This window comes from Bacteriovorax sp. PP10, assembly GCF_035013165.1.
In the GTDB taxonomy this organism is placed as follows: Bacteria; Bdellovibrionota; Bacteriovoracia; order Bacteriovoracales; family Bacteriovoracaceae; genus Bacteriovorax; species Bacteriovorax antarcticus.
The window spans coordinates 180706-205263 of the sequence record NZ_JAYGJQ010000003.1 but is presented as its reverse complement, the minus strand read 5'-3'; the positions used below and the strand labels follow the sequence as shown (position 1 = coordinate 205263).

General features: G+C 38.7%; 21 protein-coding genes. 11 read left to right on the top strand and 10 right to left on the bottom strand.

The features are described from left to right. Positions 1-305: 305 nt before the first annotated feature. From SHI21_RS18780 to SHI21_RS18750, 7 genes are all read left to right on the top strand, one after another. Positions 306-2132 carry an APC family permease gene (locus SHI21_RS18780; RefSeq protein WP_323578620.1) on the top strand — a complete coding sequence of 609 codons (1827 nt, stop codon included), beginning with the start codon at positions 306-308 and terminating at the stop codon, positions 2130-2132. Positions 2133-2319: 187 nt separating this feature from the next. Next, a complete protein-coding gene (locus tag SHI21_RS18775) occupies positions 2320-3831 on the top strand; it encodes a GH3 family domain-containing protein (protein ID WP_323578618.1) in 1512 nt (503 codons plus the stop codon). 1 nt (position 3832) lies between these two features. Continuing rightward, positions 3833-4435: a LysE family transporter gene (locus SHI21_RS18770; protein WP_323578617.1), complete on the top strand. Its 603-nt coding sequence runs from the start codon at positions 3833-3835 to the stop codon at positions 4433-4435. Between the two features lie 11 nt (positions 4436-4446). Further along, positions 4447-6468, top strand: coding sequence for a C45 family peptidase (locus SHI21_RS18765; RefSeq protein WP_323578616.1), 2022 nt, complete (start codon positions 4447-4449; stop codon positions 6466-6468). A gap of 82 nt (positions 6469-6550) precedes the next feature. Further along, a complete protein-coding gene (locus tag SHI21_RS18760; protein ID WP_323578614.1) occupies positions 6551-7045 on the top strand; it encodes a TetR/AcrR family transcriptional regulator in 495 nt (164 codons plus the stop codon). A gap of 325 nt (positions 7046-7370) precedes the next feature. After that, a complete protein-coding gene (locus SHI21_RS18755; RefSeq protein WP_323578613.1) occupies positions 7371-8003 on the top strand; it encodes a response regulator in 633 nt (210 codons plus the stop codon). Between the two features lie 215 nt (positions 8004-8218). Continuing rightward, a complete protein-coding gene (locus tag SHI21_RS18750) occupies positions 8219-8590 on the top strand; it encodes a lysozyme inhibitor LprI family protein (protein ID WP_323578611.1) in 372 nt (123 codons plus the stop codon). 100 nt (positions 8591-8690) lie between these two features. On the opposite strand, the gene SHI21_RS18745 is transcribed toward SHI21_RS18750, so the two are convergent. Both SHI21_RS18745 and SHI21_RS18740 read right to left on the bottom strand, forming a co-directional pair. Next, a complete protein-coding gene (locus tag SHI21_RS18745; RefSeq protein WP_323578610.1) occupies positions 8691-9644 on the bottom strand; it encodes an acyl-CoA desaturase in 954 nt (317 codons plus the stop codon). Between the two features lie 173 nt (positions 9645-9817). Continuing rightward, positions 9818-10621 (bottom strand): TIGR02147 family protein, encoded by an 804-nt coding sequence (locus SHI21_RS18740; protein WP_323578609.1) that lies wholly within the window; start codon positions 10619-10621, stop codon positions 9818-9820. 171 nt (positions 10622-10792) lie between these two features. On the opposite strand from SHI21_RS18740, the gene SHI21_RS18735 reads away from it, so the two are divergent. Then, positions 10793-11866 (top strand): hypothetical protein, encoded by a 1074-nt coding sequence (locus SHI21_RS18735; RefSeq protein WP_323578608.1) that lies wholly within the window; start codon positions 10793-10795, stop codon positions 11864-11866. Positions 11867-11918: 52 nt separating this feature from the next. Here SHI21_RS18735 and SHI21_RS18730 read toward each other — a convergent pair whose 3' ends face one another. Genes SHI21_RS18730 through lysC form a run of 4 tightly spaced genes read right to left on the bottom strand, consistent with a single transcriptional unit; the run spans position 11919 to position 15626 of the window. Then, positions 11919-12671: a 2,3,4,5-tetrahydropyridine-2,6-dicarboxylate N-succinyltransferase gene (locus SHI21_RS18730; protein WP_323578606.1), complete on the bottom strand. Its 753-nt coding sequence runs from the start codon at positions 12669-12671 to the stop codon at positions 11919-11921. Further along, on the bottom strand, positions 12671-13564 hold the full coding sequence (gene dapA / locus SHI21_RS18725) for a 4-hydroxy-tetrahydrodipicolinate synthase (protein ID WP_323578605.1): 894 nt from the start codon (positions 13562-13564) through the stop codon (positions 12671-12673). Before dapA ends, SHI21_RS18730 begins: the two co-directional genes overlap by 1 nt. 1 nt (position 13565) lies before the next feature. Then, the gene (locus tag SHI21_RS18720) at positions 13566-14243 is read right to left on the bottom strand and encodes a 4-hydroxy-tetrahydrodipicolinate reductase (RefSeq protein WP_323578603.1); all 678 of its coding nucleotides are present in this window, start codon (positions 14241-14243) and stop codon (positions 13566-13568) included. A 3-nt stretch (positions 14244-14246) separates the two neighbouring features. Further along, complete coding sequence (gene lysC / locus SHI21_RS18715) at positions 14247-15626, bottom strand: lysine-sensitive aspartokinase 3 (protein ID WP_323578602.1); 1380 nt, start codon at positions 15624-15626, stop codon at positions 14247-14249. Between the two features lie 119 nt (positions 15627-15745). On the opposite strand from lysC, the gene asd reads away from it, so the two are divergent. The 3 genes from asd (at position 15746) to ribB (ending at position 19076) form a co-directional block, all read left to right on the top strand. Continuing rightward, on the top strand, positions 15746-16870 hold the full coding sequence (gene asd, locus SHI21_RS18710) for an aspartate-semialdehyde dehydrogenase (protein ID WP_323578601.1): 1125 nt from the start codon (positions 15746-15748) through the stop codon (positions 16868-16870). Positions 16871-16957: 87 nt separating this feature from the next. After that, entirely contained in the window at positions 16958-18451 is a 1494-nt protein-coding gene (locus tag SHI21_RS18705) for a YiiX/YebB-like N1pC/P60 family cysteine hydrolase (RefSeq protein WP_323578600.1), read from the top strand. A 10-nt stretch (positions 18452-18461) separates the two neighbouring features. Next, complete coding sequence (gene ribB, locus SHI21_RS18700) at positions 18462-19076, top strand: 3,4-dihydroxy-2-butanone-4-phosphate synthase (protein WP_323578599.1); 615 nt, start codon at positions 18462-18464, stop codon at positions 19074-19076. A gap of 2 nt (positions 19077-19078) precedes the next feature. On the opposite strand, the gene SHI21_RS18695 is transcribed toward ribB, so the two are convergent. The 4 genes from SHI21_RS18695 to SHI21_RS18680 all read right to left on the bottom strand — a co-directional run bounded on the left by SHI21_RS18695 (position 19079) and on the right by SHI21_RS18680 (position 24504). After that, on the bottom strand, positions 19079-19390 hold the full coding sequence (locus SHI21_RS18695) for a c-type cytochrome (RefSeq protein ID WP_323578598.1): 312 nt from the start codon (positions 19388-19390) through the stop codon (positions 19079-19081). 49 nt (positions 19391-19439) lie between these two features. Continuing rightward, on the bottom strand, positions 19440-20171 hold the full coding sequence (locus SHI21_RS18690; protein ID WP_323578596.1) for a urate hydroxylase PuuD: 732 nt from the start codon (positions 20169-20171) through the stop codon (positions 19440-19442). Positions 20172-20299: 128 nt separating this feature from the next. Beyond that, on the bottom strand, positions 20300-23575 hold the full coding sequence (locus tag SHI21_RS18685; RefSeq protein WP_323578595.1) for a response regulator: 3276 nt from the start codon (positions 23573-23575) through the stop codon (positions 20300-20302). Between the two features lie 128 nt (positions 23576-23703). Then, positions 23704-24504 carry a response regulator gene (locus tag SHI21_RS18680; RefSeq protein WP_323578594.1) on the bottom strand — a complete coding sequence of 267 codons (801 nt, stop codon included), beginning with the start codon at positions 24502-24504 and terminating at the stop codon, positions 23704-23706. Between the last annotated feature and the right edge of the window lie 54 nt (positions 24505-24558).

Sequence of the window (24558 nt, the reverse complement as noted above, 5' to 3'; positions counted from 1 at the left end):
ACTAGGCAAAAATGGTCCTATGAATCTATTTTTTCACATCTAATTAAAACTTACATCGAGAAAATTTAAGTGTAATTAAATAAAAAAAAGCTAAAAAAAGGCCGGACCACCACTATATATAGTGCTACAACACCTTCAACCCTCATATATCTTGTAGGGTGTTACTGGTTTTTAAGCGTCATTCCGTAAAGATTTAGTAAAGATTTAGTAAATTTACACCCATTTATTTACGCTTTTTTGATTTCCTAAAGTACTGGGAGTACCATGCAATCTTTTCGAAATTGAATACAAAAGGATGACGGCAAATGTTGATCTCTAGGATTAAGCACGTTTTTATTGGTAATCCACTTACATTAGATAAGTTGGAAGAAGAAAGAATTCCCAAATGGAAGGCCTTGGCCGTTTTATCTTCAGATGCTCTTTCATCAGTGGCCTATGCTACTGAAGAAGTTCTTATCCCTTTATCTCTTTTTGCAATCACGGCGATGGCATGGTCAATACCAATGGCCATTGGAGTTGCAGCTCTTCTTTTAATCATTACACTTTCATATCAGCAAACGATTAGTGCTTACCCTCACGGTGGTGGAGCTTATACTGTTGCCAAAGAAAACTTAGGTGAGAACGCGGGCCTTGTTGCAGGTGCTGCACTTTTAATTGATTACATTTTAACGGTGTCAGTTTCGGTTTCAGCAGGTTTAGAAAACATTGGATCAGCTTTTCCTTTTATTGCAGAACACCGGGTTGTCATTGGTGTTTTAATTATTTTTACTATAATGATGTTAAACCTTCGCGGTCTACGCGAGTCTTCTAACATCTTTGCTTACCCCACATACTTTTTTATTTTTTCAATTCTCTTAATGGTCTGTGTTGGTGCTTATAAAATCTTTATGGGTTATGCACCTGTGATTCATCCGGTAATCCATGAGTCTTATCCGGAAGTGCCGCTGTTTTTATTAATGCGCGCTTTTGCTTCAGGGTGCTCGGCCTTAACAGGTATCGAGGCCATCTCTAATGGTGTTCCTATTTTTAGAAAACCTTCTCAGCACAATGCTAAAGTTACGATGCTTTGGATGGCCTTTATTTTAGGAAGTTTCTTCTTAGGAATTACATTACTTGCTCACGTTTATGGAATCGTTCCATCTCACGGTGGTGAAACTGTCATGTCTCAACTGGCACGTCAGATTTTTGGACACAACGTTTTCTATTATGCCACTCAAGTTGCAGTAGCATTAATTTTATTACTGGCGGCCAACACAAGTTATGCAGACTTTCCACGCTTAACTTCTTTAATCGCCAAAGATCGTTTTTTACCAAGACAAATGTCGAGTGTAGGGGATCGCTTAGTTTTCTCAAACGGAATTATCGGCCTTACTTGTGCGGCCGCATTTTTATTGATTGCTTTTAAAGGATCAACCCACTTACTGATTCCTTTATATGCTGTTGGAGTATTTTTATCATTCACACTGTCTCAGACTGGAATGATTATTCACCATATAAAATATAAAGAAGCTCACTGGAAAAAAGCACTTTCAATCAATGCACTCGGAGCTCTTACAACACTTAGTGTTTTGATTGTAATTGGAATCACAAAATTTATGTCTGGTGCATGGATGGTTATTATCCTTATCCCATCATTAGTTATTTTCTTTAAACAGATTAAAAGCCATTATGTGGCCGTTGGTCACCAGTTAGCACGCGATAGCTACCATCAGGATATTGATCTTAAAACGACCGAGCATTTTACTGCCATCGTTCCGATCTCGGGGATTCATCCTGGCGTTGTGAAGGCCGTAAGATACGCTTTAACCGTGAGTGACGATGTACGCGTCTGTTATGTTGACGTTGATAAAGAAGCGACGGCAAAGATGTTAAAGGTGTGGGATAAGTGGTCTCAGGGATTACCGCTGGAAGTTTTAGAGTCGCCTTATAGATCGGTTTTAAGTCCGCTATTAGCTTATATTGATAAGGTTCATGTTGAGTCAGGTAAAGAAATGATTTCGGTTATTGTTCCGGAATTTATTACGAAGAGTTGGTATCACCAGTTCTTGCATAACCAGATGACTTTTGTTTTAAGAGCAACGTTAAGGTTTAAGCCTGGGAAAGTTGTGACCGCTATTAAGTATTATCTTTAAAATAAAAAGGGCCCTCAATCGAGGGCCCTTTTTTTATACGCCTACGAAATTTCTCCTATTTCTTTGACAAAAAACCGCATCATCCGTCAATTTTGACAAAACCACTCAAATTCTGTCGAGGCCTTGTCGTGCACTGTAACGCCTCACTTGATAAAAATTCGTTGCAACAAAAATTAGTGAGGGTTTTATGAAAACAATCAAAAGAATTATTTCTAAAATTATTTTAAAAAATAAATACCAAAGTCTGGCACTATCGCAGTCTCAATTTTTACAAGTGCAACGTGAGAACTTTGAAATACTAAAAACAGAACTTGATGGAACAGATATCTATAATGACCTGGGAATGGATAAGATTTTTACCTATGAACAATTCATTAATGAAGTCAGCGTTCGTGGTTACGATGAATTCAAGCCTTATATTGATAGACTCATTGATGGTGAGAAGAACGTTCTGTTTAATAATAACTCGCTTTATTTTGGATTAACTTCCGGAACGAGTGGGAAAGACTCAAAGAAAATTCCTTATAACAAACAAATGATTGCGACTTTCAAAGACTCACAACAAATGCTTGCTTCAGTTGTGAATGAGTTGGTGGAAGGCATCGATCTGGTGAATTCTGCAAGATTAACTTACGGATCAAACCCAGAAACTTATGAACACAATGGAATTAGTTACGGTTATATTTCAGGAATTCTAAGTGCTCAGACTCCTTACGCCTTAAAGAATGTCACTTTCCCAACGAATGATATTCTTGCCATTGAAAACTGGGAGCAAAAACTTGATAAGTTAAGTGATCAGGTTATCCCAATAGATATTAAGGTGGCCTCAGGTATTCCTTCGTACTTAATTTCTATTTTCGAATACGTTTTAGAAAAGACTGGTAAAAAAGAAATTAAAGAAGTCTGGCCGAACCTTGAAACGGTTATTTATGGTGCGACTTTAATCGATCCATACAGAGACAGACTTAATACTTTAGTTGGAAAGAAATTAAACTATTTTGGAATTTATGCTGCGACAGAAGCTCCACTTGGAATTTCTATTAATAATGCCCGCGATGAAAAACAAATTTATGCTTTTCACCCGAAGATGCTTTTTACATTCACTGATGCAGACGATTTATCCAGAACAATTGGTGTTGGGGATATTGAAGAAGGGAAGTCTTACTTCGTCAATACATCGGCCTCTAATGGGTTTGTGAACTACACAATGAAAGACATCATTAGAATTAAGTCGGTAGCACCTATTTTAACTTTCGAAATTTTAGGAAGAATGGGAAGTGGGATCAACTTAGCAGCGGAAAAAACAAGTGATGAGCATGTTTTGGATTCAGTTTTAACACTGAATAAAACGCTTTCAGTAAATGTTGACCACTACTTCTTATGCCCATCAAATAGAAAAGGTATTCCTTGTTACCAATGGACAATTTTTTCTGATGAATTAAAAACGAAAAACGAAAAAGAAGTGTCAGATTTATTAGACGCTATTATGTCTGAGCAAAATAAAGACTACTCTGATTGTAGAGAAGACTTCATTCTTGCAGAACCGATTGTTAAAATTGTTTCACCGATCCACTTAAAAGACTACTTCAATGCTAATAAAGACCGCGGCCAGTTTAAAATGAAAACTGTTTTCTCTTGCCCGGAAACATTCACTGAGTTTATCGCACAGGCCTTTCCTGCTCTTTTAGGAAACGTTTAATATGATAACTCCAATCATCTTTTTATGGGCCTACCTTTTAGGTGTGGCCTCGACTCTACCTTTAGGCCCGAGTGGAATGTGCATCGTCAGCGCATTTGCACTTAAGGGGTCTAGAAAAGGTCATACAGCACTTTTGGGTCTGCTTTCGGCAGAACTTCTTTATATGGGGTTAGCACTTGTTCTAAGATGGATCGGAGTGCTGGCCCTTTCTCATTCAGTGGAAGTTTTCTTCACGCTGATTTTTTCTCTCTTTTTAATTATTTTCGGATTAACAACTTTTAAGAATTCAAAAAAAGAAGATATTGAATTCCCTTCGAAGTTTTTAAACGTCTTCGCTATTTCAGCAATGAATCCTACGATCCTTATTTTCTATCTTGGACTTATTATCACCATTGAAAAAAGCTTTGGGCCGAATTTAAGTTCAGGTCTGTTAATTGGATTAGGTTCAGTATTTCTGATGGGAGCGATGAGCACCCTGATTGGACTTGGAGAGATCGCTAGAAGAAAAGGCGATTTTATTAAAAACAATATGGTTAAGATCAAGGTTGTTCTTGGACCGCTATTTATAATTTTAGGAATTGGCTCTGCCATTTATTCACTATAATGAGGTTCACAATGAAAGGCCTAGTATTTACCATTTTCATGTCTCTCTTTTTTATCACTGTCACTCACGCTCGCGCAGATGAATGCCGTGAAGTGAATTCTGAAAACGGACAAACTCACTCAGTTTGTACAATTGAAGGAAAGGATTTTCACTTTTTAGATATCCATGGTTCGATGAATGACCTGGCCTACTATCATGGGAAGTTTTTATCTTCTTATATGAAAAAGGGAGTTCTTCAAGCGGTGCTTGATAGAAGAGATGAATCCCTTGCAGCTATGTCTAAAAGTGACAGAGCTCAATTTCAAACGGTCTACTCATGCATTATGGGAAGATATGAAAGAAGTGTGGGCAAAGGTCTTATTTCAGAATTCGAATCCCTGGCACAGGGAACGAGAGATGGTGGAACTTATGTAAGCGATAAAGATGTTATCGAAGCTTCACTTATGATTGAGCTTTCAGGTTATGTCGATTCACTGATGCTTGAAATGGAACAAAATAAAACGAAAGCGACAATGGAATTATTTTCTCGTTGTGGATTGAAGTTAACTGCGAATGCCGCTAAAGGCGCTCTAGAAAAACTATCAAGACCACTGAGAAATATGAAAATGGGTTGCACGGGATTTGCGGCCTCAAATGAATTCACGCAAACTGGTGCAGACATCCATGGAAGAAATTTCGATACAGGATTTGTCGGAGTCTTTGAAAAATACCCGGTTATTTTAAGACATACTCCAACAACAGGTGTGCCTTATATGGGAATGTCGACAGTTGGTCTTCATTACTCTGGTGGTATCTCAGGAATGAATGCGGCCGGAATGAGTATATCAACTCATGAATTAAGAACAACGAACTACAGAACTCTTTATCCATTAAAACTTGATTTAAAACCTTTTAATGGAAAACTTTTTAAAAGAGAACTGGCCCTGACAGGCCCTTACCTTGCTAATAAAATTTTAAAAGAAGCAAAAAATATTGATGAGGCCGTGGTACTTGTAAAAAGAACGGGGAACTTCGGAGCATGGTCGTTTTTAATCACTGACGCTAAAACTGGTGAAGCGGCTTCAATTGAAATTTCAGGTGACATTGTAAGAGTTGCTAAAAGAGCAAAAGGATCAATGGCCCAGACGAATCACTTTTTATCTCCTGATACAAAAGCAGATAACTTCGAGCACTCAATTAATAAATCTCTTGAGTCACGTGCGAGATTAGCACTGGTTGAAGAGTCCTTAAAAAACAGCAAGGGAAATATCGATATCAATTGGGGAGTTGAACTCCTAAGTGGTCACAGAGACTATTACCAAGGTCTAAGATCTTTTGGGCGAACTGTTTCAAAGGCCTACACATCAATGACTCATGTGATGGATGTGACGAATAAAGAATTTTGGTTTTCGATTGGAAACACATACCCGACAAATCTTTCAAACTTTGCGGGAATCAAAATTGATTTCAAAGCAAAAAAAGATTTCTTTCAATTGATTAACAAAGTTGAAGGGCAAAAAGACTTAAAGGCGAGCATGCCAAATTTTATAAGCTCATTACATGAATACACGATGGCCTACTTTTCATACAACTCTGCAAAGGGTGAAACTGCAATTGGCCTGAAAGAAACGCTAGGGCACTTAGAAACTGCAAAATCGATGTCGATGCTTGACGATGTCCAGGACTTTCCGACATCCATTATGATTTCTCGTGTAGCGATTAAGCTTTATGCAGATACAGGTGATGTGGAATTTTTAAACAGAGCAGACCAGGAGCTCACGACTATTTATACTGGCGACTTCGCAAGTCTGCACACAGCTGAGCGCTCACAGGTTATGCAGGATATAGGAATCGTCTACTTCTTCAAAGGACAGCGTGAGCTTAGTCAAAAATACTTTAAAGAAGCACTGAGACTGCTGGTTCCGTTGCAAAAGCAGTTTCCCGATCACTTCTATTTACAGAAGTTGGTAAGCACGATTAATAATTATGAAAACAACGGTTTAACTGTGGCGGACGTAAAGCTCAACCATCTTGATTTCGCAACAGTTGAATAAGTAAGCGGGGGAGGAATCCCCCTCTTATGAACTTTTTTCAGTAGTACTGTTAAGTGCCTGTCTCATGCGATATTGTCCACTTATGTTGGAATTATCAAAAAAAGAACAAGTTTATTTTAAGATATGTGACAGCGTCCTTTTCTATGAACTTTTTAAAGGTCATTTGAATTGGTCGCTTTCAGATATTTCAAAGCACAGTGGTGTCACTCGTTCGCTTATTTACTATTACATGGGTAAAGAAAAAGAGCAGATCCTTCAGGAAGCTGTTCGTTTTATGCTAGAGCTTTTTTTCAACACTAATCACGAAAAAAGCTTGGGTGTTGAAGAGCGCATGGTGATGGTTCTCACTCAAACCAGACAAATGCCTCATATCTTTTTGTATTACTCTAGTGAACGTATCAAAGATTCTGAGTACGGGAAAATTATCAGAGATGCTGAAGAAGGTCTGTTTGCTTATATGGAAAAAGAGCTTCATGTAGATCGTAAAACAGTTTTAAAACTGTTTTTGATGGAGCTTGGTGCTTGTGCCTTTCAACTTGAGCCAGAGAAGGCCTATGAGTTCTTTAAGCTGAAATAGCAGAGTCATATGAAATAATTCTTAATATTTTTATTCATATGTTTCACAACGAAGGTTCATGCCAACGATTGTATTTTTTATTCTCATCCAAAAATCATTTCACAAGAATCCCCCAGATACTGATCCTTATGGTGAAATATGAAGTTTAGAATCTCGAGCTCACGATAGAGCAACTCAATTTATGCTTATATTAATCTAATTGGAATAGTGTGTTACTGAACGTAATTTTGAATTCGAGGACTTACAAAAAAAATTAATCTTGGCAGGTCGTTTAACCAAGAGCAACCTATTCAATAGGGCCATTATGCGAAAGCAGGGAGGACCAATGAGATTGGCAGATAAAATTCTCGGTGGAACTAAAATTTTATGCGTAGATGATTCTCTTGATGTGGTGGAGTTTCTAAGTACTTTCCTGATCAAAAAAGGCGCGGAAATCACGACCTGTATCTCAGGAGAAGAAGCGGTTACAATTCTTATGAAGGAGCGCTTCGATATTTTGATTTCAGACCTCTCAATACCAGCTGGACTTGATGGCTATGATCTCGTGCATGCGCTTCGAAAAATGGAAAAAGAAAATCCAGATAGGAAGGCGACACCTTCGATAATGATATCAGGTGATGCTTTACGGCCATCTAGGAAGAGACGCTTCGCTGACTTTCAGGTGTATATGCCAAAACCTTTCGATGCAACACGCTTGGTTTACATCATTGAACGTCTCGCTGAAGCTGATGCCGAGGCGGTGAAGATGGGGTCTCTCGCTGGCTGGGAGGCAAAACAAGCAACTGAAGCCGCATTGATTGCTACAGAGGTCGCGGCGGCGGCCACCGCAGCAGCTACAGATGCAACACTTGCTGCACTCAATGCCACGAAGTCGGCAGTGAAGGCAACAGAAATGGCTTCAAAGGCCGAGATGGATGCAGTTACTGCATCTGTCAGTGCACCACCACATCATTCTTGAAATTTTTGCTTCACTATAAATTTATTAACGTCGAAAAAAATCTTCTATCACTTTTTTACTGGTCAAAAGAGTTAGAAGATCTTTAAAAAAAATTAAGGTAACACTAAATTTTTCTATAAGTTTTTCAGGCCAATAAACTAAGAGCAATTTCAAAGTTGTTAAAGAAAATTAAATAAATTAAGATCAATTCTTATTGAAGCAATAAGGAGTTTTCTTTGAGAAAGACATTGATCGTTGCGGGTATTCTAATCCTTTCAACAAACATTCAAGCAGAAGTTATAAAGGACACTGCCAAGTGCGATGGAACAACTGTGCAAATGAATGATTGCTTAAGCGAGAAAATCAAAGCTGCGGATAAAAAGCTTAACGATGAATACAACAAAATTATGGATACCCTTAAAGATAAAAAACAACTCAATCTTTTAAGACAGTCACAAAAGGCCTGGCTTACTCATATGACGAAAGAAATCGAATTCACGAGTTTGTATTTTAGCGGTGGAACTTTTGGTTCTATTCGTGCTGGAAATTTGAAGTTGGATTTCTTAGAGAAGAGAGCTCGCGACTTAGCAGAATTAACTAAATTGTAGTAATAAAAAAAGGCCCTCTTTCGAGGGCCTTCATATTTTAAGCAACTTTCTGATATTTTTTCATTGTGCGACTGAACTCTTAATACGAAGTTCAAATCATTTATTTTCCAAGCGCAGTAAAATTGCTTGTGCAATTTTTCAGTCGCATTTCAAGCTTCGCCTGATTGATCAATTTCTCAGGAACCATTTTCAAATCATTAGTAAAACCAACGTATGAAAGAGTCTTGATTAACCACTTCGTTGGATCGAAGTGAAACCATCTGATCCCATTTCTATAATCAGTTGGGAAGTAGTGGTGGTAGTTATGGTAACCTTCTCCGTAAGAGAATACGGCCATCACAGCTGAGTCTCTTGCAGTGTTTGTATCAGTGTAAGGACGAGTCCCGACAATGTGACAAAGAGAATTGATAAAGAATGTACAGTGGTGAACGAATACTACACGAGCAAGTCCTGCTAATGCGAATCCACCAAGTGCTGATCCCAGGAAGTAACCAATAAGAGTTGGAAGACCAAATCCCATCACTACACAAAGGATCCAGTAGTACTTGTGTTGCCACATAACTAATTTATCGTTTGTTAAGTCTTTCGGGAACTTTTGGTCAACGATCTTCTCTTGATAGAAAATCCATCCAATGTGAGCGTACCAGAAGCCTTTATTGATGTTGTACGGGTCTTTCTCACCATCAACATGGTTGTGGTGAATACGGTGGTCAGAACACCATTTTAAAGCTGAGTTTTGGAAAGTCGCTGCACCAAAAAGAAGGTACACAAGCTTAACAAAATTATTTGCTTTATATGCTCTATGTGACAACAGACGGTGGTATCCACCTGTGATCGACATTCCTGTCACGAAGTAAAATATGACGGCCAATGCAACTTGCGACCATACTAGACCGTTGTTTTTGAAAAACAACCAGCTTAGTGCAATTGCTGCAATTGGAGTAGAAGTTAAAAAGATAGTGTTAACCCAATCAAGTTTCGCAACTTTCTTTTGAGTCACGTGAGCTATATCCATGCCCACTTCTAAATTTGTTTCAAAGCTTTCTGGCTTCATAAGCGTTCTCCCTATGTCATAAAGTGTAACAGGGTGGAGAAGCATGAACTGTAAAACAATTGTCACAATTGGTAGGGAATACGCGCCCTAAATAAATGGCGTTTTAGAGGGGATTGTCTCAAGTAGCAGAAGTCTCACACTTTGTGTCATTGATATTGGCCTAAAAAACTCTATTACTGGTTGGTAGCTTCAGGAGAGTCCAGGCGAAAGAATGAAGTTGTCAGGCAAAAAACACTGTCATGCCCGTCTCCAGTTTGTACACGGGAAGCTATATCCCTTCTGGCGTCCTTAAGCGTTTTTACCACAGATTCCATTTCCGAGGCCCGCATTCTAATCATAACAGAAGCAATATCTCTCGACGATCTTTCGACTTCATCAAATGAGCGCGTGATTTTTTGCAGGACCTGAGTTTGAAAATGTTTTGCAGCGGCCGAAGGGGCCTTTGAGAGAACGATCAGATAATCACTCGTCGGACGAAGTTTGCCTTTATGCATCTCTACAATTTCTAAGCGTACTAATCTCTCTAAACTATCCTGAGCTTCTTCTTCAGTAATCTTTAGTCTTTTAGCAATCCATGCAGCTTCAGGTTTAAAACCCTTGATAAGAGTAAGCTCCATTATTGCAAGATGAAACCAGTCTTTGATCACATGAAAAATATCTGCTTCGACACTGCTGTATCTTGTCTCGTATCGAAATAATTTTGCGCTAGCGATTTGTCTTTCAGTTTTACTTTTTGCACATGTTGACTGAACGAGATCCTGGAAGAAGTCATTTTCATCTGGAGGCAGTTGAAGTTTTTGTGAAACTGAAGCTGCCTTTTTTTGAGAAAGACCTGCTTTCTTTTGCAGAATTAAAGAAAGAGTTGCAGGTGAAATATCCAAGTCTCTGGCAAATGCGCGCAACGAATAACCTAAGGGGTTACGCTTTAAGCGAGCATTGAACTCCTGTTGGATAATTTCAGAAAAATGATTGGGCATGGGTTGCATTTTATTATTTTTATAGAATGGGCAAGGAAAGGCAAGTTTCTATTATGTATTACTGTTTACTGCTACTTGGGGAAGGCTAAACAGTTTGTTGGCAGGTAGATAAAGTTGCACTCGGTAAACCCGATAAGGCCAATAGGTGTCATCGAGAGTGGAGGATGTGTCATGGGAAGATTTTTTGTATTAACGGTCTTAATGGTGTTGAGTTTAGGATTTGGAAAAGATGTTTTAGCAGAAGAAAAAGGTGGAGAGGTTGGTAACCCCATTAGAGGATCGTTTGAAGAGTACTTCCAGGCCCTAAACTCAGATCCGCAATTTGATCGCCTTAAAAAAGCTGCTGCTGGAGATAAGTCTATGGCCGGCGAAGAAGTCGGAAGATTTGTGACTGAGTACTGTATGCAAACTAAAAAATGTTATACTTATCCAGATCCAGAAGGATTTAAAAGTGAGGTTGCAGTAGCATTCGCCAAAATTCATCTTAAGACAATTGAGGAGTCTAATAAAAAATACGCTGAAGCACTGATTGAATTCAATAAGCAATTAAGTGAATGCCAGGAAAAAACAGCGACTCTTTTTTCGCAAGATTTTAAAGAAAGTTGTTCTGAAGAAATTGTCTGCAAAGGGAAAAAGGCAGAAAGACTAAAAGAACTATTTAAAGAATATAAAGGTTTTGAAAAGAGCAGAGTTGGAGTCGTTCACCGAGAACTTAGCGAAGAAGAAAAAATGGTTGGTGGAGAGGACATTTCTTTTATGCTCAACAAACCAGTAAGGGAAGAGAAGATATTTGATATGAATATCGACTCTGTTTATCCGAAATTTTCGATGGCCCCTGTTTTAGGGCATCGAGATCTCAATACACGTGAAAAGAAAATGTTCAGTACAAAAACTGAGGCCATTAACTACAAAGAAGTTAAATTTGATAAAAACTATATTCCGAATGGGATCATGGCCTTGAGGGCCCTAAAATGTGCAGACGAGAAAACTGTGAAAGGTGATCAAGTTAAAATAGATGACTTTGGTTGCCGTATTTATATCGGTAATACAGAGGTCGATAACGACTCAAAAGATAGAAAGAGTTGTTTGGTTCCTGAAGAAAAAGGTCTGTTTGCCTCATTTAAAAATCTATTTAAGAAAAAAGATTCTGTGGAAGTTGATGATAGTGGGCGTAGCAAGGTGAAAGCAGCAGAGATTGAAACATCAGGAGCTCAGCAGAAAGCTAGTAAGGGTTCAGAACGATAATTAAGCGAATAAGTAAAATAAAGGCCCTCTGTAAAAAGAGGGCCTTTTTATTTTAGCGAAGAAAATCTTCTAAAACTAAAGACGTTTCACTTTTTTCATCACGGTACTTTACGATAATTGCACATTGAAGAGTTAACCCCAATTGAGTCGCATAAGCATTGTCCGACTTAACCGGTCTATTCCCCGGAACAACAACTGCGTTCTCAGGAATCGGCTCACCTTTATCAAGCATTCTTCCATTAACGATATCGTACACAGGAATCCCTTTAGAAAGAATTACACCCGGAGCGATTACAGCTCTTCTCTTAACGATAATCCCTTCAACGATAACAGCTCCTGCACCGATGAATGCTTCGTCTTCAATAACTACTGGAGCAGCTCCAATTGGCTCTAGAACTCCACCAATTTGAACAGCAGCAGATAAGTGAACACGTTTTCCAATTTGAGCACATGAACCAACTAGAACGTGTGAATCAACCATTGTTCCTTCGTCTACGAAAGCACCAACGTTGATATAACTTGGTGGCATGATGATGACACCTTTAGCGACGTGAGCTCCACGGCGAACTGATGTTCCACCAGGAACGACGCGAACTCCGTGTTCAAGTCTAAAATTTTGTGGCATCAAGTTGTGTTTATCAACGAAGCCGTTTTCTTCTTTTAAGATACCAGCTTTGAAAGCTTCAAGGATTTGTTGTTTGATGGCCGTATTGGCAACCCATTGTCCGTCGATGAAGTTAGCAGAGCGAACTCTTCCTGCTTCAAGTTCATTTAATGTTTTTTCCCATTCTGTAACTGCAACCATTATAAATTCTCCTTATGCCATTGTTTAATTTTTTTATCTGCTTCTAATACCGGTGTATTGTCGGCCAGGTCTCTATGATCCAGAGGTGCACGAAGCACGTTTGTTTTTAATTTACCTTGAGCGTGCATCAGGTTTTTTACAGGCACTGGGTTAGCTGCGATAAAAAGAGTATCGCAAGACTTTGCCCATAACTCAGCTTCAGCTTTTGATAATTTTCCTTCAAGCGTTTTTGTCACATAGGCACGAGTTTCAACCGGCCATGCATTCGATGCTACTGAAACTAATCCAACACATCTGTGTGGTTGAAAGTCAGGAACCATTCCGTCATCACCACTATACATGCGAGCGTTAGGTGCCATTTCCCCGTATTTCTTGAAATCTTCTACCGATCCACTTGCTTCTTTAATTGCCCAAAAGTTTTTGTGGTTTGAAAGATTTTTAATGGCATTGAAATTCATTTTTACGCCAGTTCTTCCTGGAACGTTGTAAAGCATACAAGGCCTGTTTGCTAAATCTAAAATAGTTTTAAACCATTCAGTTTGTCCGAATTCACCTGGCTTTGCATATAACGGTGTCACGACTAAATAAGCGTCTAAACCTTTTAGTGAGTTTAAATAAGTCACGTATTCAAGAACGTCTTTTTGTCCGAATCCACCAATCCCAGTCATAACCGGAACTTTTAAATTAAGTGATAATCCGAATTCTAAAACTTTTTTGCATTCTTCTTTTGTTAAGTTTAATGCTTCACCAGTTGAACCTAAAATAACAACAGCAACGTCAGCAGCTTCTTGTTCTCTTAAAATCTTTTCAAACGTCGGGTAGTCGACAGATGAATCAGCATTCATTGGTGTAACGATCGCAGTCCATAGTGGATAGTTGTTCAGGTTTTTCATTTTAGTTTCTTCCTTTGAGAAGTTCTTTTTGAACTACATCTTGAAATTGATGAAGTCCGGGATTTAATGTTGTTATTTTGTTAGCAGCAAAAAGAGCGCCTTCAGCGAAAATCTTACGATCCTTTGCTTCGTGTTTTAATGTGATTTCTTCAGTTGGAGTAGATAGTTTTAATTCGTGGATTCCTATCACGTCTCCGATTCGTTCAGAAGTAATATCCACTTCGTGATCTAACCATTTTTTCCAAGACAATGCAGTCCCTGATGGAGCGTCTAGTTTTTTAGTGTGATGAATTTCGTTCATTGAATAGGTAACACCTTTAATGATTGAATCAGCTTCTTTCATAATCAGGATCATCTGGTGAACGATATTCATTCCAAGACTAAAATTCGTCGCATAGATCCACTTGGCGTTTTTTTCTTTTAGTTTTTTATCGAAATCTAAAGGCCATTCCATTCCTGTACTTCCTGTCACAACAGGGAGAGTAGAGTCGAGTAGAAGTGGCATGTATTCTTTGAAAACATCACCTGATAAAAAAGAGATGACAACGTCATGTCCTTTCAAATTTTCAAGGGTTGGTTGGTTTTTAGAATCAAAAATAGTATGGGGAATCTTCCCTTCAACTAGAAGCTCTAAAACTTTTCCGCCGGTCTTTCCTTTACCTAATAGTGCTATTTTCATTAATTACCCAATAAAAGTTTTGTGTAGTCTCTTGATTGCTTCTTCACCGTGAGCACCGTCTACAATAAAGCAGAAGTTGTGTTTACTTGCTCCAAGACAAATCATACGAACGTTGATGTCGCTGATGGCATCAAAGATTTTTTTAGCAAGGCCTGGTGTGTGATTGATGTTGTTACCAATCAAAGAGATGAGAGATAAGTCTTCTTCAACTTGAACGTCAGCTTGCTGTTCAAGATCGCGGATCAGAGCTTTATTTAAAAGAGCTGAATCATCTAACGTCATTGAAACTGAAATCTCACTTGTCGTGATCGCATCAACGCTGACTTTGTGGTCGTTAAAGATTTTAAAAATCTGAAATAAAAATCCGTGGCTATATAACATTTCAGGAGTTGATAAAGTCACGAGTACTTGTTTTTTTCTAAGGGCCATAGCGCGAACCAGGGGGGTGTCTTCCACATCTTTTTTTACCCATGTTCCACCTAAGTGAGCACCAAAACTGCTTCCCACAAAAACTGGAATTTGTGATCTGATAGCTGGCATAAGAGTCGCTGGGTGAAGAATTTTTGCACCAAACGTTGCAAGCTCTGAAGCTTCTTTAAAAGAGATTTCAGAAATCGCGCGGGCCTCAGGACAAATGCGTGGATCAGTTGTGGCGATACCAGCAACGTCAGTCCAGATTTCTAAAATGTCCGCTTTAATTCCTTCAGCTAAAATAGCTGCCGAGTAATCACTTCCACCGCGACCTAGAGTTGTCGTCATTCCATCGATTGTTGATCCGATAAAACCTTGAGTCACATAAACTGTATTTTCGTGTTTGATGGCCCCTAGTTTTTTAGCGCATAATCTTGCGATCTCTTGAGTTTCAGGACGGGCCTTTCCAAATTGATTATCAGTAATTAAAACTTCTCTGGCATCAAGCCACTCTGATTTTGATCCTGGATTAGATTTTTTTAAAACGATGTTCATCGCTTGAGTAAAAAGAATTGAAGAAAGTCTTTCTCCAAAACTCTGCATTGAATCCATGGCCTTTAGTGAGCAGTCTTTTAAAAGATGAATCCCGCGAGACATTGATTCAAGTTCCACTAACATTTCGTTCATGATTTTTAACTGAGACTCTGGAAGCTCCAGATCTGTTGCAATTTTTTCATGTTTTGTTTTGATCTTATTGATAATAACCGATGCTTTTTCCCAACTGCTTTTTTCTGCCGTCGTCGCAAGCTCGATCAAATCGTTTGTCGTTCCTGATGTTGCAGACACAACAACTAATTTAGATCCTTGTTTGAGTGAGACTTCAGCGCTTCTAAGCATGCACGCGGCATCGCCCATAGAAGTTCCACCAAATTTAGAGACAACAAGTTGATCTGCGTTGTATGCTGTTTTCATAAAAAAGACCCAATCAGGTTAGAGTTTGAAAATATTGTTTCGAGAATCAGAAATACATTTTACAAAACATTCTAAAAGATAAAAAATTGAGTGAAAACATCAAATACAGGAAAAATCATATGAAGTTAGGGATTGTTGGATGGCGTGGGATGGTTGGACAAGTTTTAATGGAGAGAATGCTCCAGGAAAACGACCTAAGTCACTTCGAAACGACCTTCTTTTCCACTTCAAATGCCGGTGGAGACCACCCTTTTTCCAAAATGCCTAAGGTCGATCCCAAGCTAAAAGACGCTTATTCGCTTCCAGACTTGAAGTCTATGGACATCGTTTTAACGTGTCAGGGCGGAGATTACACAAAAGAAGTCTTTAAAAACTTACGCAATTCAGGCTTCAAAGGCTTTTGGATTGATGCAGCTTCGGCCATCAGAATGGACGAGGCGAGTACAATCATCCTTGATCCAGTGAACTTAGACGTGATTAAGAAGGCCCTTAAAGACGGTAAAAAAGACTTTATCGGTGGGAACTGTACAGTTTCACTGATGCTTTTAGCACTTGGTGGATTATTTAAAGCAAACCAAATTGAATGGATGACGACGATGACTTACCAGGCTGCAAGCGGTGGTGGTGCTCGTCACATGAATGAACTTTTAAACCAAATGAAATTCGTCACTGACCGCGTGATGGATAAAGAAACAAATCTTGCGAGCAGAATCCTTGAAGTTGAAAAACGTGTCACAGGATTAATGGGGGACCCTGCTTTTCCAAAAGAAAATTTTGGTGCACCTCTCGCTTGTAATTTACTTCCATGGATTGATTCAGATCTGGAAAATGGTCAAAGCCGTGAGGAATGGAAGGCCTCTGCTGAAGGAAACAAAATCCTTCAAAGTGTAAAAGACATTCCTATCGATGGGACTTGTGTGCGCGTTTCTTCGATGAGATGCCACGCTCAAGGAATGACGATTAAACTAAAAAAGAATATTCCAATTGAGGAAATCGAGTTGATGCTGGCGGAACACAACCCTTGGGTTAAAGTGGTCGCTAACAATAAAACCGATTCACTTAAGTATTTAACTCCAGAATTTGCCAGCGGAAAATTAACAGTTCCCGTCGGACGTCTTCGCAAAATGTATATGGGAGACGACTATCTCAATGCTTTTACAGTGGGAGATCAACTTCTTTGGGGAGCTGCTGAACCACTAAGACGTATGCTTCATATTATTTTGGAAAATAATACCAGGGCCTAAACGCTCTGGAAAAATACACGATAATCGACTAAACTTATAGCTAGCTTGCCTAGGATAGGACGAGAAAAAAATCAGGAAGATGTAACAATGTTCAGAAAAAATAATAGAAAATTTTTAGGGCCCCTTATTGTCGCAACAATGCTTTCAGGTTGTTCAACTGGCAGCAATCGAAATCCATCTTCCGAACAAGATGTGACTCTCGCTCAGATTATTGAAGGCATCAGGCTGACTTCTGAAAGACAAAAAACGGACCACTCAATCTGTAAACCTGCCTACGATAGTCTTTACCAACAATTATTTAATCTCGCTGGCGACACAACTTATTTTGACATGAATAATATTGAGGCCATCGATCGTGAAATTAAAGCGAGCTGGAATGCAAGAATTGCTCTTAAAGCAACCTTTAAAGATTTCGATGCAGATCCTGACTGTTTAAAAAGTGCTACCGATGTTTTCAGAGGTCTAAGATACGTTGAAGACTACCTGATTGAGATGCGCGTTTCACTGATGGCCAATGCTCCAGTGGAATACACAAATTTAAAAGGTGAGTTCCCATACATGCTGGTGAACCCAAAATATGAAACTGAATTTAAATCATACGAAGACTTAAAGTCCGGTGATGTGATTTTATCCCGAGGTAATGCTTTTTCATCGGCGGCCATCGCCAGAATTGGCTCTAATGATTATCAATTTTCACACTTAAGTTTCGTTTATAAAAATCCTGAATCACAGGAAACTTATACAACTGAAGCGCACATTGAAATTGGAAGTGTGACAGCTCCAATTATGGAACACGTAAGTAGTAAGAATGCCCGTGAAGTGGTCTTCCGTTATGAAGACGCTGACGTTGCTCACCGTGCTTCGAAGTATATGTATGACCGAGTCCTGGCAAAACAGAAAACAAAAAAGACCATTGAGTATGATTTTTCGATGAACTATAAAGATGACGAAAGACTATTTTGTTCTGAAGTTGTCTCTAGTGCCTTCAAAAAAGTTTTACCAGACGCAGATTACTTCCCGATCTTCAAATCAAAGTTTACACCTGGAATGATTCCTTTTATCAATACAATCGGAGTTCCGGCGACTAAAGAAAATATTGGTAAACTAGATGTGTTTTCTCCCGGTGATATCCAGTTCGACCCAAGGTTTGACCTGGTGGCGGAATGGAGAAATCCTAAAAAAATGGAAGAAAACAGGCTTAAAGATTTCATCCTGACAAAAATTTTCGAGCGTATGGAAACTGAGAGTTACAAAATTGATCCTACGTTTAAAATGGATGCCCAGTCGAAGACATTCTGGCTTCTAAGAAGACTTCCTATTGTTAAAAAATTCGTTGCGGATAAGTTCCCGTTAAATATGTCTCCGTCTCAAATGGAGCTTTTTATGGCCTTAGATAAGCTGGGTGATGCGATCTACAAAGAAGTGGAAAAAGCATCTCTGGAGTATGACCGTCCGATGACGCCTAAAGAAATTTACGTTGCTTTAGACAACTTTTTTAAGCAAGACTTTGAGCTTTATAAGCGTTATAAGAAAGGACAAGAAGTGACGAAACCTTCTTTTCACTTATTGTTTCATCCATAGGTCGTGCCCATTGTCTCATACAATTGAACAAGCGATTTCTGCACTTAGGCTTGGTAAATTCATTCTGGTTTGTGATGATAAATCACGCGAAGATGAAGCTGACTTAATTATGGCCGCGCAGTTTGTGACCAAGGAACACGTCAACTTTATGATCAATAACGGACGTGGATTAATCTGTGTTCCGTTATCCAATGCCACAGCAAAAAAACTCAATCTTCCTTTAATGGTTCACGAACACGTGGGCACATACGAAACTGCTTTTACAGTTTCAGTCGATGTTAAAGCGGGAACTCATACTGGTATTTCATCTAACGATAGAGCGCTGACAATTTCAGCTCTTGGAAACGCTAACAGTGTGGCAGAAGATTTCGTTCGCCCTGGACATGTCTTTCCTTTAATTGCTTGGGATGAAGGTGTTTTGGTTCGTCCAGGACACACAGAAGCTTCTGTAGACTTGATGAAAATAGCAGGCCTAAATCCTGTAGCTGTTTTATGTGAAACGCTCTCAAACGAAGGTGTGCCACTTAAAGGGGCCGAGCTTGAGGCCTTTGCAGCACAATTCCACATCCCGATTATTTCAATCGTCGATTTAATCGATTACAGACGCGAACGCCAGATCTCTTAATTCTATTTTTTAATAAAAGTATTTAAGTAAGCATGAAGCGCAGGAACGTCATCTTTTAGCTGCGGAAAATCCGGCATAACATCAGAGTTTCTTTTAGGTTTATACCCCGGCGGATAATCACGTGTTAAAACACGGTGAGTGATCAAATCCAGACTTGATCCCGCAATCGCAGGCCCAATACTTCCGTCCATTGATGGGTTGGGATTATGGCAAGCAATGCAGTTAGAGAGGAAGACGCCTTTTCCGCGTGACTCTAGAGACGAAAGTGGTTGTTTAGGAACGTCACTTTTTTGGCAAGAAACTAGTGAGAGCATTGCTGCTCCCACTAGAATTACAAATTTAGTATTTTTTAAAATCATAGAATTAGAATTTTTGTACGCCAAATTCAATTACGAAGTAAAGAATTGCAGTTAGTAAAATTCCCATGTGAACAACACCCATAACAGATGTAATTTTCACGTGATCTGTTTTTCCTTTAATCGCGTTTAGCTCTAGAGCTCCGATGATTACAAGAAGAACTAAAAGAAGAAGTTTTCCGTTGTACTCAGGGTTTACTTGAGCTGGAAGGTGAGAAGCCGCCCCCATTAAAAACAACATTGGAAGAGAAAAAAGTGTGTTGTGACGAGAAGCTAATCCCGCTTTTCCTGCAGCTGCAGCAGCTTCTGGAAGAGCAGTTCCACCACCAGCAACTTGTTTAGCTGAAGCGATAACGATCTTTTGATTTGGCCAGATAATCAACCATACGTTTAAGAACATGATCGTTCCTAAAAGAGCTCCAGTTCCGATGAATGCCCACCAAGATGTGTTGAACATTTCTGAACCAAAACTTTGTCCTTTAATTCCAAGAATAGCTACCCCTGAAATGAAAGTTGCAAGAGCACCATATCTGAACCAAGCAAGAACTCTTGGCACTAGTGTTCTAACTGCAACACCACGAGAAGATTTAATAGCGTCGTTAGCGTCTAGTTCTTTGAACCATTCACCTTGAACGAAGTTAAAGTAATAAAGCATTCCAATCCAGATCACTCCAGAAAAGTAATGAATGTAACGAAGAAACAATTCAAGGCCCGCGCCTGAGAATAGTGAAAATGTCATTGGTCCCCCAAAGGTTTAATGTGTAACTATAAATTCATATTATTACTAATATTCAAATGGAATAGCTGATTAAAGTCAATCAATATACTATTTTATAGGTCGTAGATTCCTGTGCGTTTTTTTAAAAACTAAATGAAAGTCTTCAGCTTAATAAAAAAGTCATTCGGACGGAATGGCTTAGTCACAAAATCGTTCATGCCAATAGATTGTAGGGAAGACACAGACTCCGTCATAACGTCGGCCGATAGACCGATGATAGGCGTGTCCTTATTGAACTCTCTAATCTTTTTCGTCGCTTCAAAACCATCCATAAGCGGCATGTGAAGGTCCATTAGGATTAAATCATAGCGAATAGCACGCACGTGATTGACGGCCTCTAAACCATTTATAGCAACGTCTACTTTAAGGCCCCATTTTTCTAAGAATTTTTTAGTCACGATAATATTGACCTGGTTGTCTTCAACTAAAAGGATTCTTTGCCCTTCAAAGCCAACTTGTTCTTTTTGAGATGAATTAGATGTAACGCTCATAGAAATTTCCGGTCTAAGGTTAAAATGAATCGTGAAAACAAAACTCGTTCCTTGATTGTTGTTTGAAGTTACATCAATGCGTCCGTTTTGGATTTCAACCAGACGTTTTGTAATCGCAAGCCCAAGGCCAGTTCCACCATATTTGCGGGTGTGATCGCTTTCTGCCTGAGTAAAATCTTTAAAGATTTCACGTTGCTTATTTTTATCAATACCAATACCTGTATCGCTGACTTTAAATTCAATCACACAAGAGTCTTCTTTTTTCTGCTTTAGGCGCACAAACAAGGCCACTTCACCGGACTCAGTAAACTTAAGTGAGTTACTAAGCAGGTTGTTTAAAATCTGCGTGTTTCGGTATTCATCGCCAATAACTTCGGCCGGAATCTTTGGATCAAATTCCAGGGTAAGTTTAAGATTCTTTTCAATGGCCTTCGGACGGTGAATTTTTAAAATGTTTTCACAAAGATTCTTTAAATTAAAGACTTTCTTTTCTAAAACGATCTTTCCTGACTCGATTTTGTTGTAATCTAGAACTTCATTAACAATATGAAGCAGGTTATCGGCCGAATATTTGATCGTTTCTAAGTCTTCTCTGATTTCTGATTTTGGATTTTCATCTAAAATGATATTAATCATTCCGATAACACCGTTTAATGGGGTTCTGATCTCATGACTCATCGTCGACAAGAAGTTCGATTTTGCTCTGGCCGCATCTTCAGCTAGCTCTTTAGACTTCGTAAGGTTTTGCTCAATTTTCTTTCTTTCTGAAATGTCTCGTACAACTGCCTGATAAATGAATTTGTCGTTAACTTCAATATAGTGTAAGTGCATTTCGGCAAAGAAGGGGAGTCCTGAGCGCAGGCAAAAGCACTCAAATTTCACCATTTTTTTGTACTTAACTTCACGGACCTTGCTCTCAAATAGATTGCTGCTTTCAACTGAGCCTAAGTCTCTGATCGAAAAGAAGTCGTATAAAGGCGTATTGAGAAGGTCTTTTTTTGAGCGTTTTCCAAAGAGTTCTAAACTCTCCGGATTGCAATCGATAATTTCATTGGCATTGAATAAAATAACGGCATCACTTGAGTTTTCAAAAAGTGATTTAAATTTTTCTTCTGATTCACGTAACTCAAATGTTTTACTGTCGGCAATTTTGTTGGCCTTCACACTGATGAGTTTAAGATTTAAAAAGAAGCCGGTAAAAATTAAGCTGAAGCATGAGCCCACTAAAATAAGCAGCGCATTTTGTGAACTATGAGATGTTACATAACGGAGAGTTTCATTCCAATCAATTGTAAAACTGTGATCGGCGAGTAAGACATTTGTAATTCTCGAATAAGGAGATGGCCCCTGTCTTAGACGTTCATCGACAATTTTACTATAAACTTTCTTTTGATCAATATTGCTGTCGCCATCATAAATATCAATATCGATGGCCGGGTATCTGACTTCGGCCACTGATTTAAAAAAGAGATCCATTTCAATCGGCGCAATAATCCATGCGACAAAACGGTCATTTTTCTTTACAGGATGGATTAAAAACGAAACTAACTTCTCAGCTTTTCCGTCCAGGTTAATTTTAATTGCCGGTGATAAAAGCGGTTTATCGCGATTAATGGCCTGTTGAAGCAGGCTGAACATTTCCGGATGATTAACAATGTTTTCAAAGTTGCTGTTAAAATTTAAATCTTCAGGAAAAACATAAACATGAGAAGGTGATTTATCAAGCTTGGGATAAATAATTCCAACGCCATCAATTCCACTTAATTTATCAACCACAGAAATAGATCTGACGTATTCGCTCCATTCATCTTTTTGAACGGTCATCGATCCGGCGACAAAACCAGAAGCGCCTCTGATCGAATTTTCATAAAAACTCATCTTTTCAACCAGGCGTGTTTCAAAATCCTGGATAACATTCGTGATGATTTTCTCATTCGTAAGGTCTTTTTGCGTGTGATAATGGTAATAAACAATGCCGGTCAAAAGCCAGAAGGATAACAATGGCGGCAGCGCACTTTTAAAAAGATTCGTCTTTTTAAATCCTTCCAGACATAGCGCTGTTATCGCTGCGGCCAGCAGGAAAAACTGCATAGAAATCATGTTTTCCTGAAAACTTCCCAATGAAAATGGCCCCGCATGACCTACTAAAAACCAATTTAGTGTCAACGCGACAGCAATAAGCGAATAATAAATCCCCATAACAGAGCCAAAAATGGCCGGGACTAAAAGTGTTAAAAATAAGAGAAACAGATACGGCGCCATAGTCTCTATTTTGAATAAAAGCGTAAATCCGATCGCTATCACAGGCGCAAAAAAATCGAATATCCGGTGCTTTTCACGTTGAGACGCTATAAAGGCCGGCAATATGATCAAAATACTTAAAAAGTCACCCGTATACCAAGTGATGAAATTGGTAAAATAGCTCGTATCCGGGATGATTCCCAAATAATAGAGATTGGTGACGCCTAAAAGTGCTGAAAATATCGGTGATAAAAGGCCCACTAAAACGACTAAGGTTAAATGGGACTGATATTCGAAGAACTCGTCGATTAAATAGCGGAATGAATTGTAGAGATAATATCCGATGTAAGCTTCAACACCGCTGGCAGTACAACTAATAAAATTTTGATACAAACTGCGGTCATGGGAAATTCCCAGGATGAATTTTGCCAGGAAAATAATCGGTAGAAATCGGACCCCAAAAACGATCAATATGGCGATGCTTAAACCGGCCGGAATATAGAACGCTGAAACCTGGCCCGGGACGGCCGTAATTAACAGGGAGAATTCTGCGACATAAAATGAAACGACGCCAACAATGATGGAGATAATAAGAAACTTGGTAATTTCGGCAAGATTAGGCTTTGAATTCATGGTTCATTGTTATCGCATTTTCCATGAAATGTGACCAGTTTTTGTTTAATTTTGGCCTTAGATTCTCTACCCGATAATGGAAGTTATCAGGTAGAGGTGCTATTTGAACCGTATTTGATTATAGAAGCTTAGATCCTTTTGACGTTCTTTTCAACTGCATATCCAATTTTATCTTCAAATTCCTGAAAACCAAATGGTTTTATGATGTGGTCATTAATTCCGTACTTCAATAATGTCATAATATCTTCAACATCATCACGACCCGTTATAACCACGGTTACAGCGGCCTTAGTTCTGGAACTAACCGGATTATTTTTGATAAAATCGATCACATCAAAACAAGTTCCATCATCTAAATTCCAGTCTAATAAAAGTAAGTCGTAATCTTTGCTTAAAAGGAATTTTTTAGCGGCCAGGATATCTGTGCATAATTCAATTTTTTCATGACCGAGTTCCTGCAGATGCAGCGAAATCACTTCAAGGATTTCAGGGCTGTTGTCTAACACTAAAACATTAAAATCTTTTGGGATAACCGGCATCAAATTTTTAACGATTAATTTTCTTAGATTTAAAATGACATTGTTTAATTCAAATGAAAGATCAAAAATATAATCAGAATTTAATTCATAAAATTTGTTATCTACTTTTTTTAGATTTGTAGAAAAAATAGATATCACCGACTTTTTATACTTTGGATTTCTTTTTATCTGATCGACCAAATCGATGGCTGCACAATCCTTGTATCTTTCTTCGACAATGAAACAATCAATTTTGTCGGCATTGGTAATTTTTAATAAAAAATCACTAAAAGTCGGCGCGATAATGAAATGAATATTGGGTGCAATTTCTTTTAATTGTTCACTCAGAGTTATCGCCTCAGTTTCACTGTTAAAACAAAGTGCAATATTAATCTGTTCTGAAAATAGCATGACCCCTCACCTACTAAAATTTGCCTGTTTATTTAAAAACTTTTATTCCGTATC

Excerpts from the sequence above, each read along its gene's own strand:
- SHI21_RS18780 (WP_323578620.1), top strand. The coding sequence starts at position 306 with ATGTTGATCTCTAGGATTAAGCACGTTTTTATTGGTAATCCACTTACA.
- SHI21_RS18775 (WP_323578618.1), top strand. The coding sequence starts at position 2,320 with ATGAAAACAATCAAAAGAATTATTTCTAAAATTATTTTAAAAAATAAA.
- SHI21_RS18770 (WP_323578617.1), top strand. The coding sequence starts at position 3,833 with ATGATAACTCCAATCATCTTTTTATGGGCCTACCTTTTAGGTGTGGCC.
- SHI21_RS18765 (WP_323578616.1), top strand. The coding sequence starts at position 4,447 with ATGAAAGGCCTAGTATTTACCATTTTCATGTCTCTCTTTTTTATCACT.
- SHI21_RS18760 (WP_323578614.1), top strand. The coding sequence starts at position 6,551 with ATGTTGGAATTATCAAAAAAAGAACAAGTTTATTTTAAGATATGTGAC.
- SHI21_RS18755 (WP_323578613.1), top strand. The coding sequence starts at position 7,371 with ATGAGATTGGCAGATAAAATTCTCGGTGGAACTAAAATTTTATGCGTA.
- SHI21_RS18745 (WP_323578610.1), bottom strand. The coding sequence starts at position 9,644 with ATGAAGCCAGAAAGCTTTGAAACAAATTTAGAAGTGGGCATGGATATA.
- SHI21_RS18740 (WP_323578609.1), bottom strand. The coding sequence starts at position 10,621 with ATGCCCAATCATTTTTCTGAAATTATCCAACAGGAGTTCAATGCTCGC.
- SHI21_RS18735 (WP_323578608.1), top strand. The coding sequence starts at position 10,793 with ATGGGAAGATTTTTTGTATTAACGGTCTTAATGGTGTTGAGTTTAGGA.
- SHI21_RS18730 (WP_323578606.1), bottom strand. The coding sequence starts at position 12,671 with ATGGTTGCAGTTACAGAATGGGAAAAAACATTAAATGAACTTGAAGCA.
- dapA (WP_323578605.1), bottom strand. The coding sequence starts at position 13,564 with ATGAAAAACCTGAACAACTATCCACTATGGACTGCGATCGTTACACCA.
- SHI21_RS18720 (WP_323578603.1), bottom strand. The coding sequence starts at position 14,243 with ATGAAAATAGCACTATTAGGTAAAGGAAAGACCGGCGGAAAAGTTTTA.
- lysC (WP_323578602.1), bottom strand. The coding sequence starts at position 15,626 with ATGAAAACAGCATACAACGCAGATCAACTTGTTGTCTCTAAATTTGGT.
- asd (WP_323578601.1), top strand. The coding sequence starts at position 15,746 with ATGAAGTTAGGGATTGTTGGATGGCGTGGGATGGTTGGACAAGTTTTA.
- SHI21_RS18705 (WP_323578600.1), top strand. The coding sequence starts at position 16,958 with ATGTTCAGAAAAAATAATAGAAAATTTTTAGGGCCCCTTATTGTCGCA.
- SHI21_RS18695 (WP_323578598.1), bottom strand. The coding sequence starts at position 19,390 with ATGCTCTCACTAGTTTCTTGCCAAAAAAGTGACGTTCCTAAACAACCA.
- SHI21_RS18690 (WP_323578596.1), bottom strand. The coding sequence starts at position 20,171 with ATGACATTTTCACTATTCTCAGGCGCGGGCCTTGAATTGTTTCTTCGT.
- SHI21_RS18685 (WP_323578595.1), bottom strand. The coding sequence starts at position 23,575 with ATGAATTCAAAGCCTAATCTTGCCGAAATTACCAAGTTTCTTATTATC.
- SHI21_RS18680 (WP_323578594.1), bottom strand. The coding sequence starts at position 24,504 with ATGCTATTTTCAGAACAGATTAATATTGCACTTTGTTTTAACAGTGAA.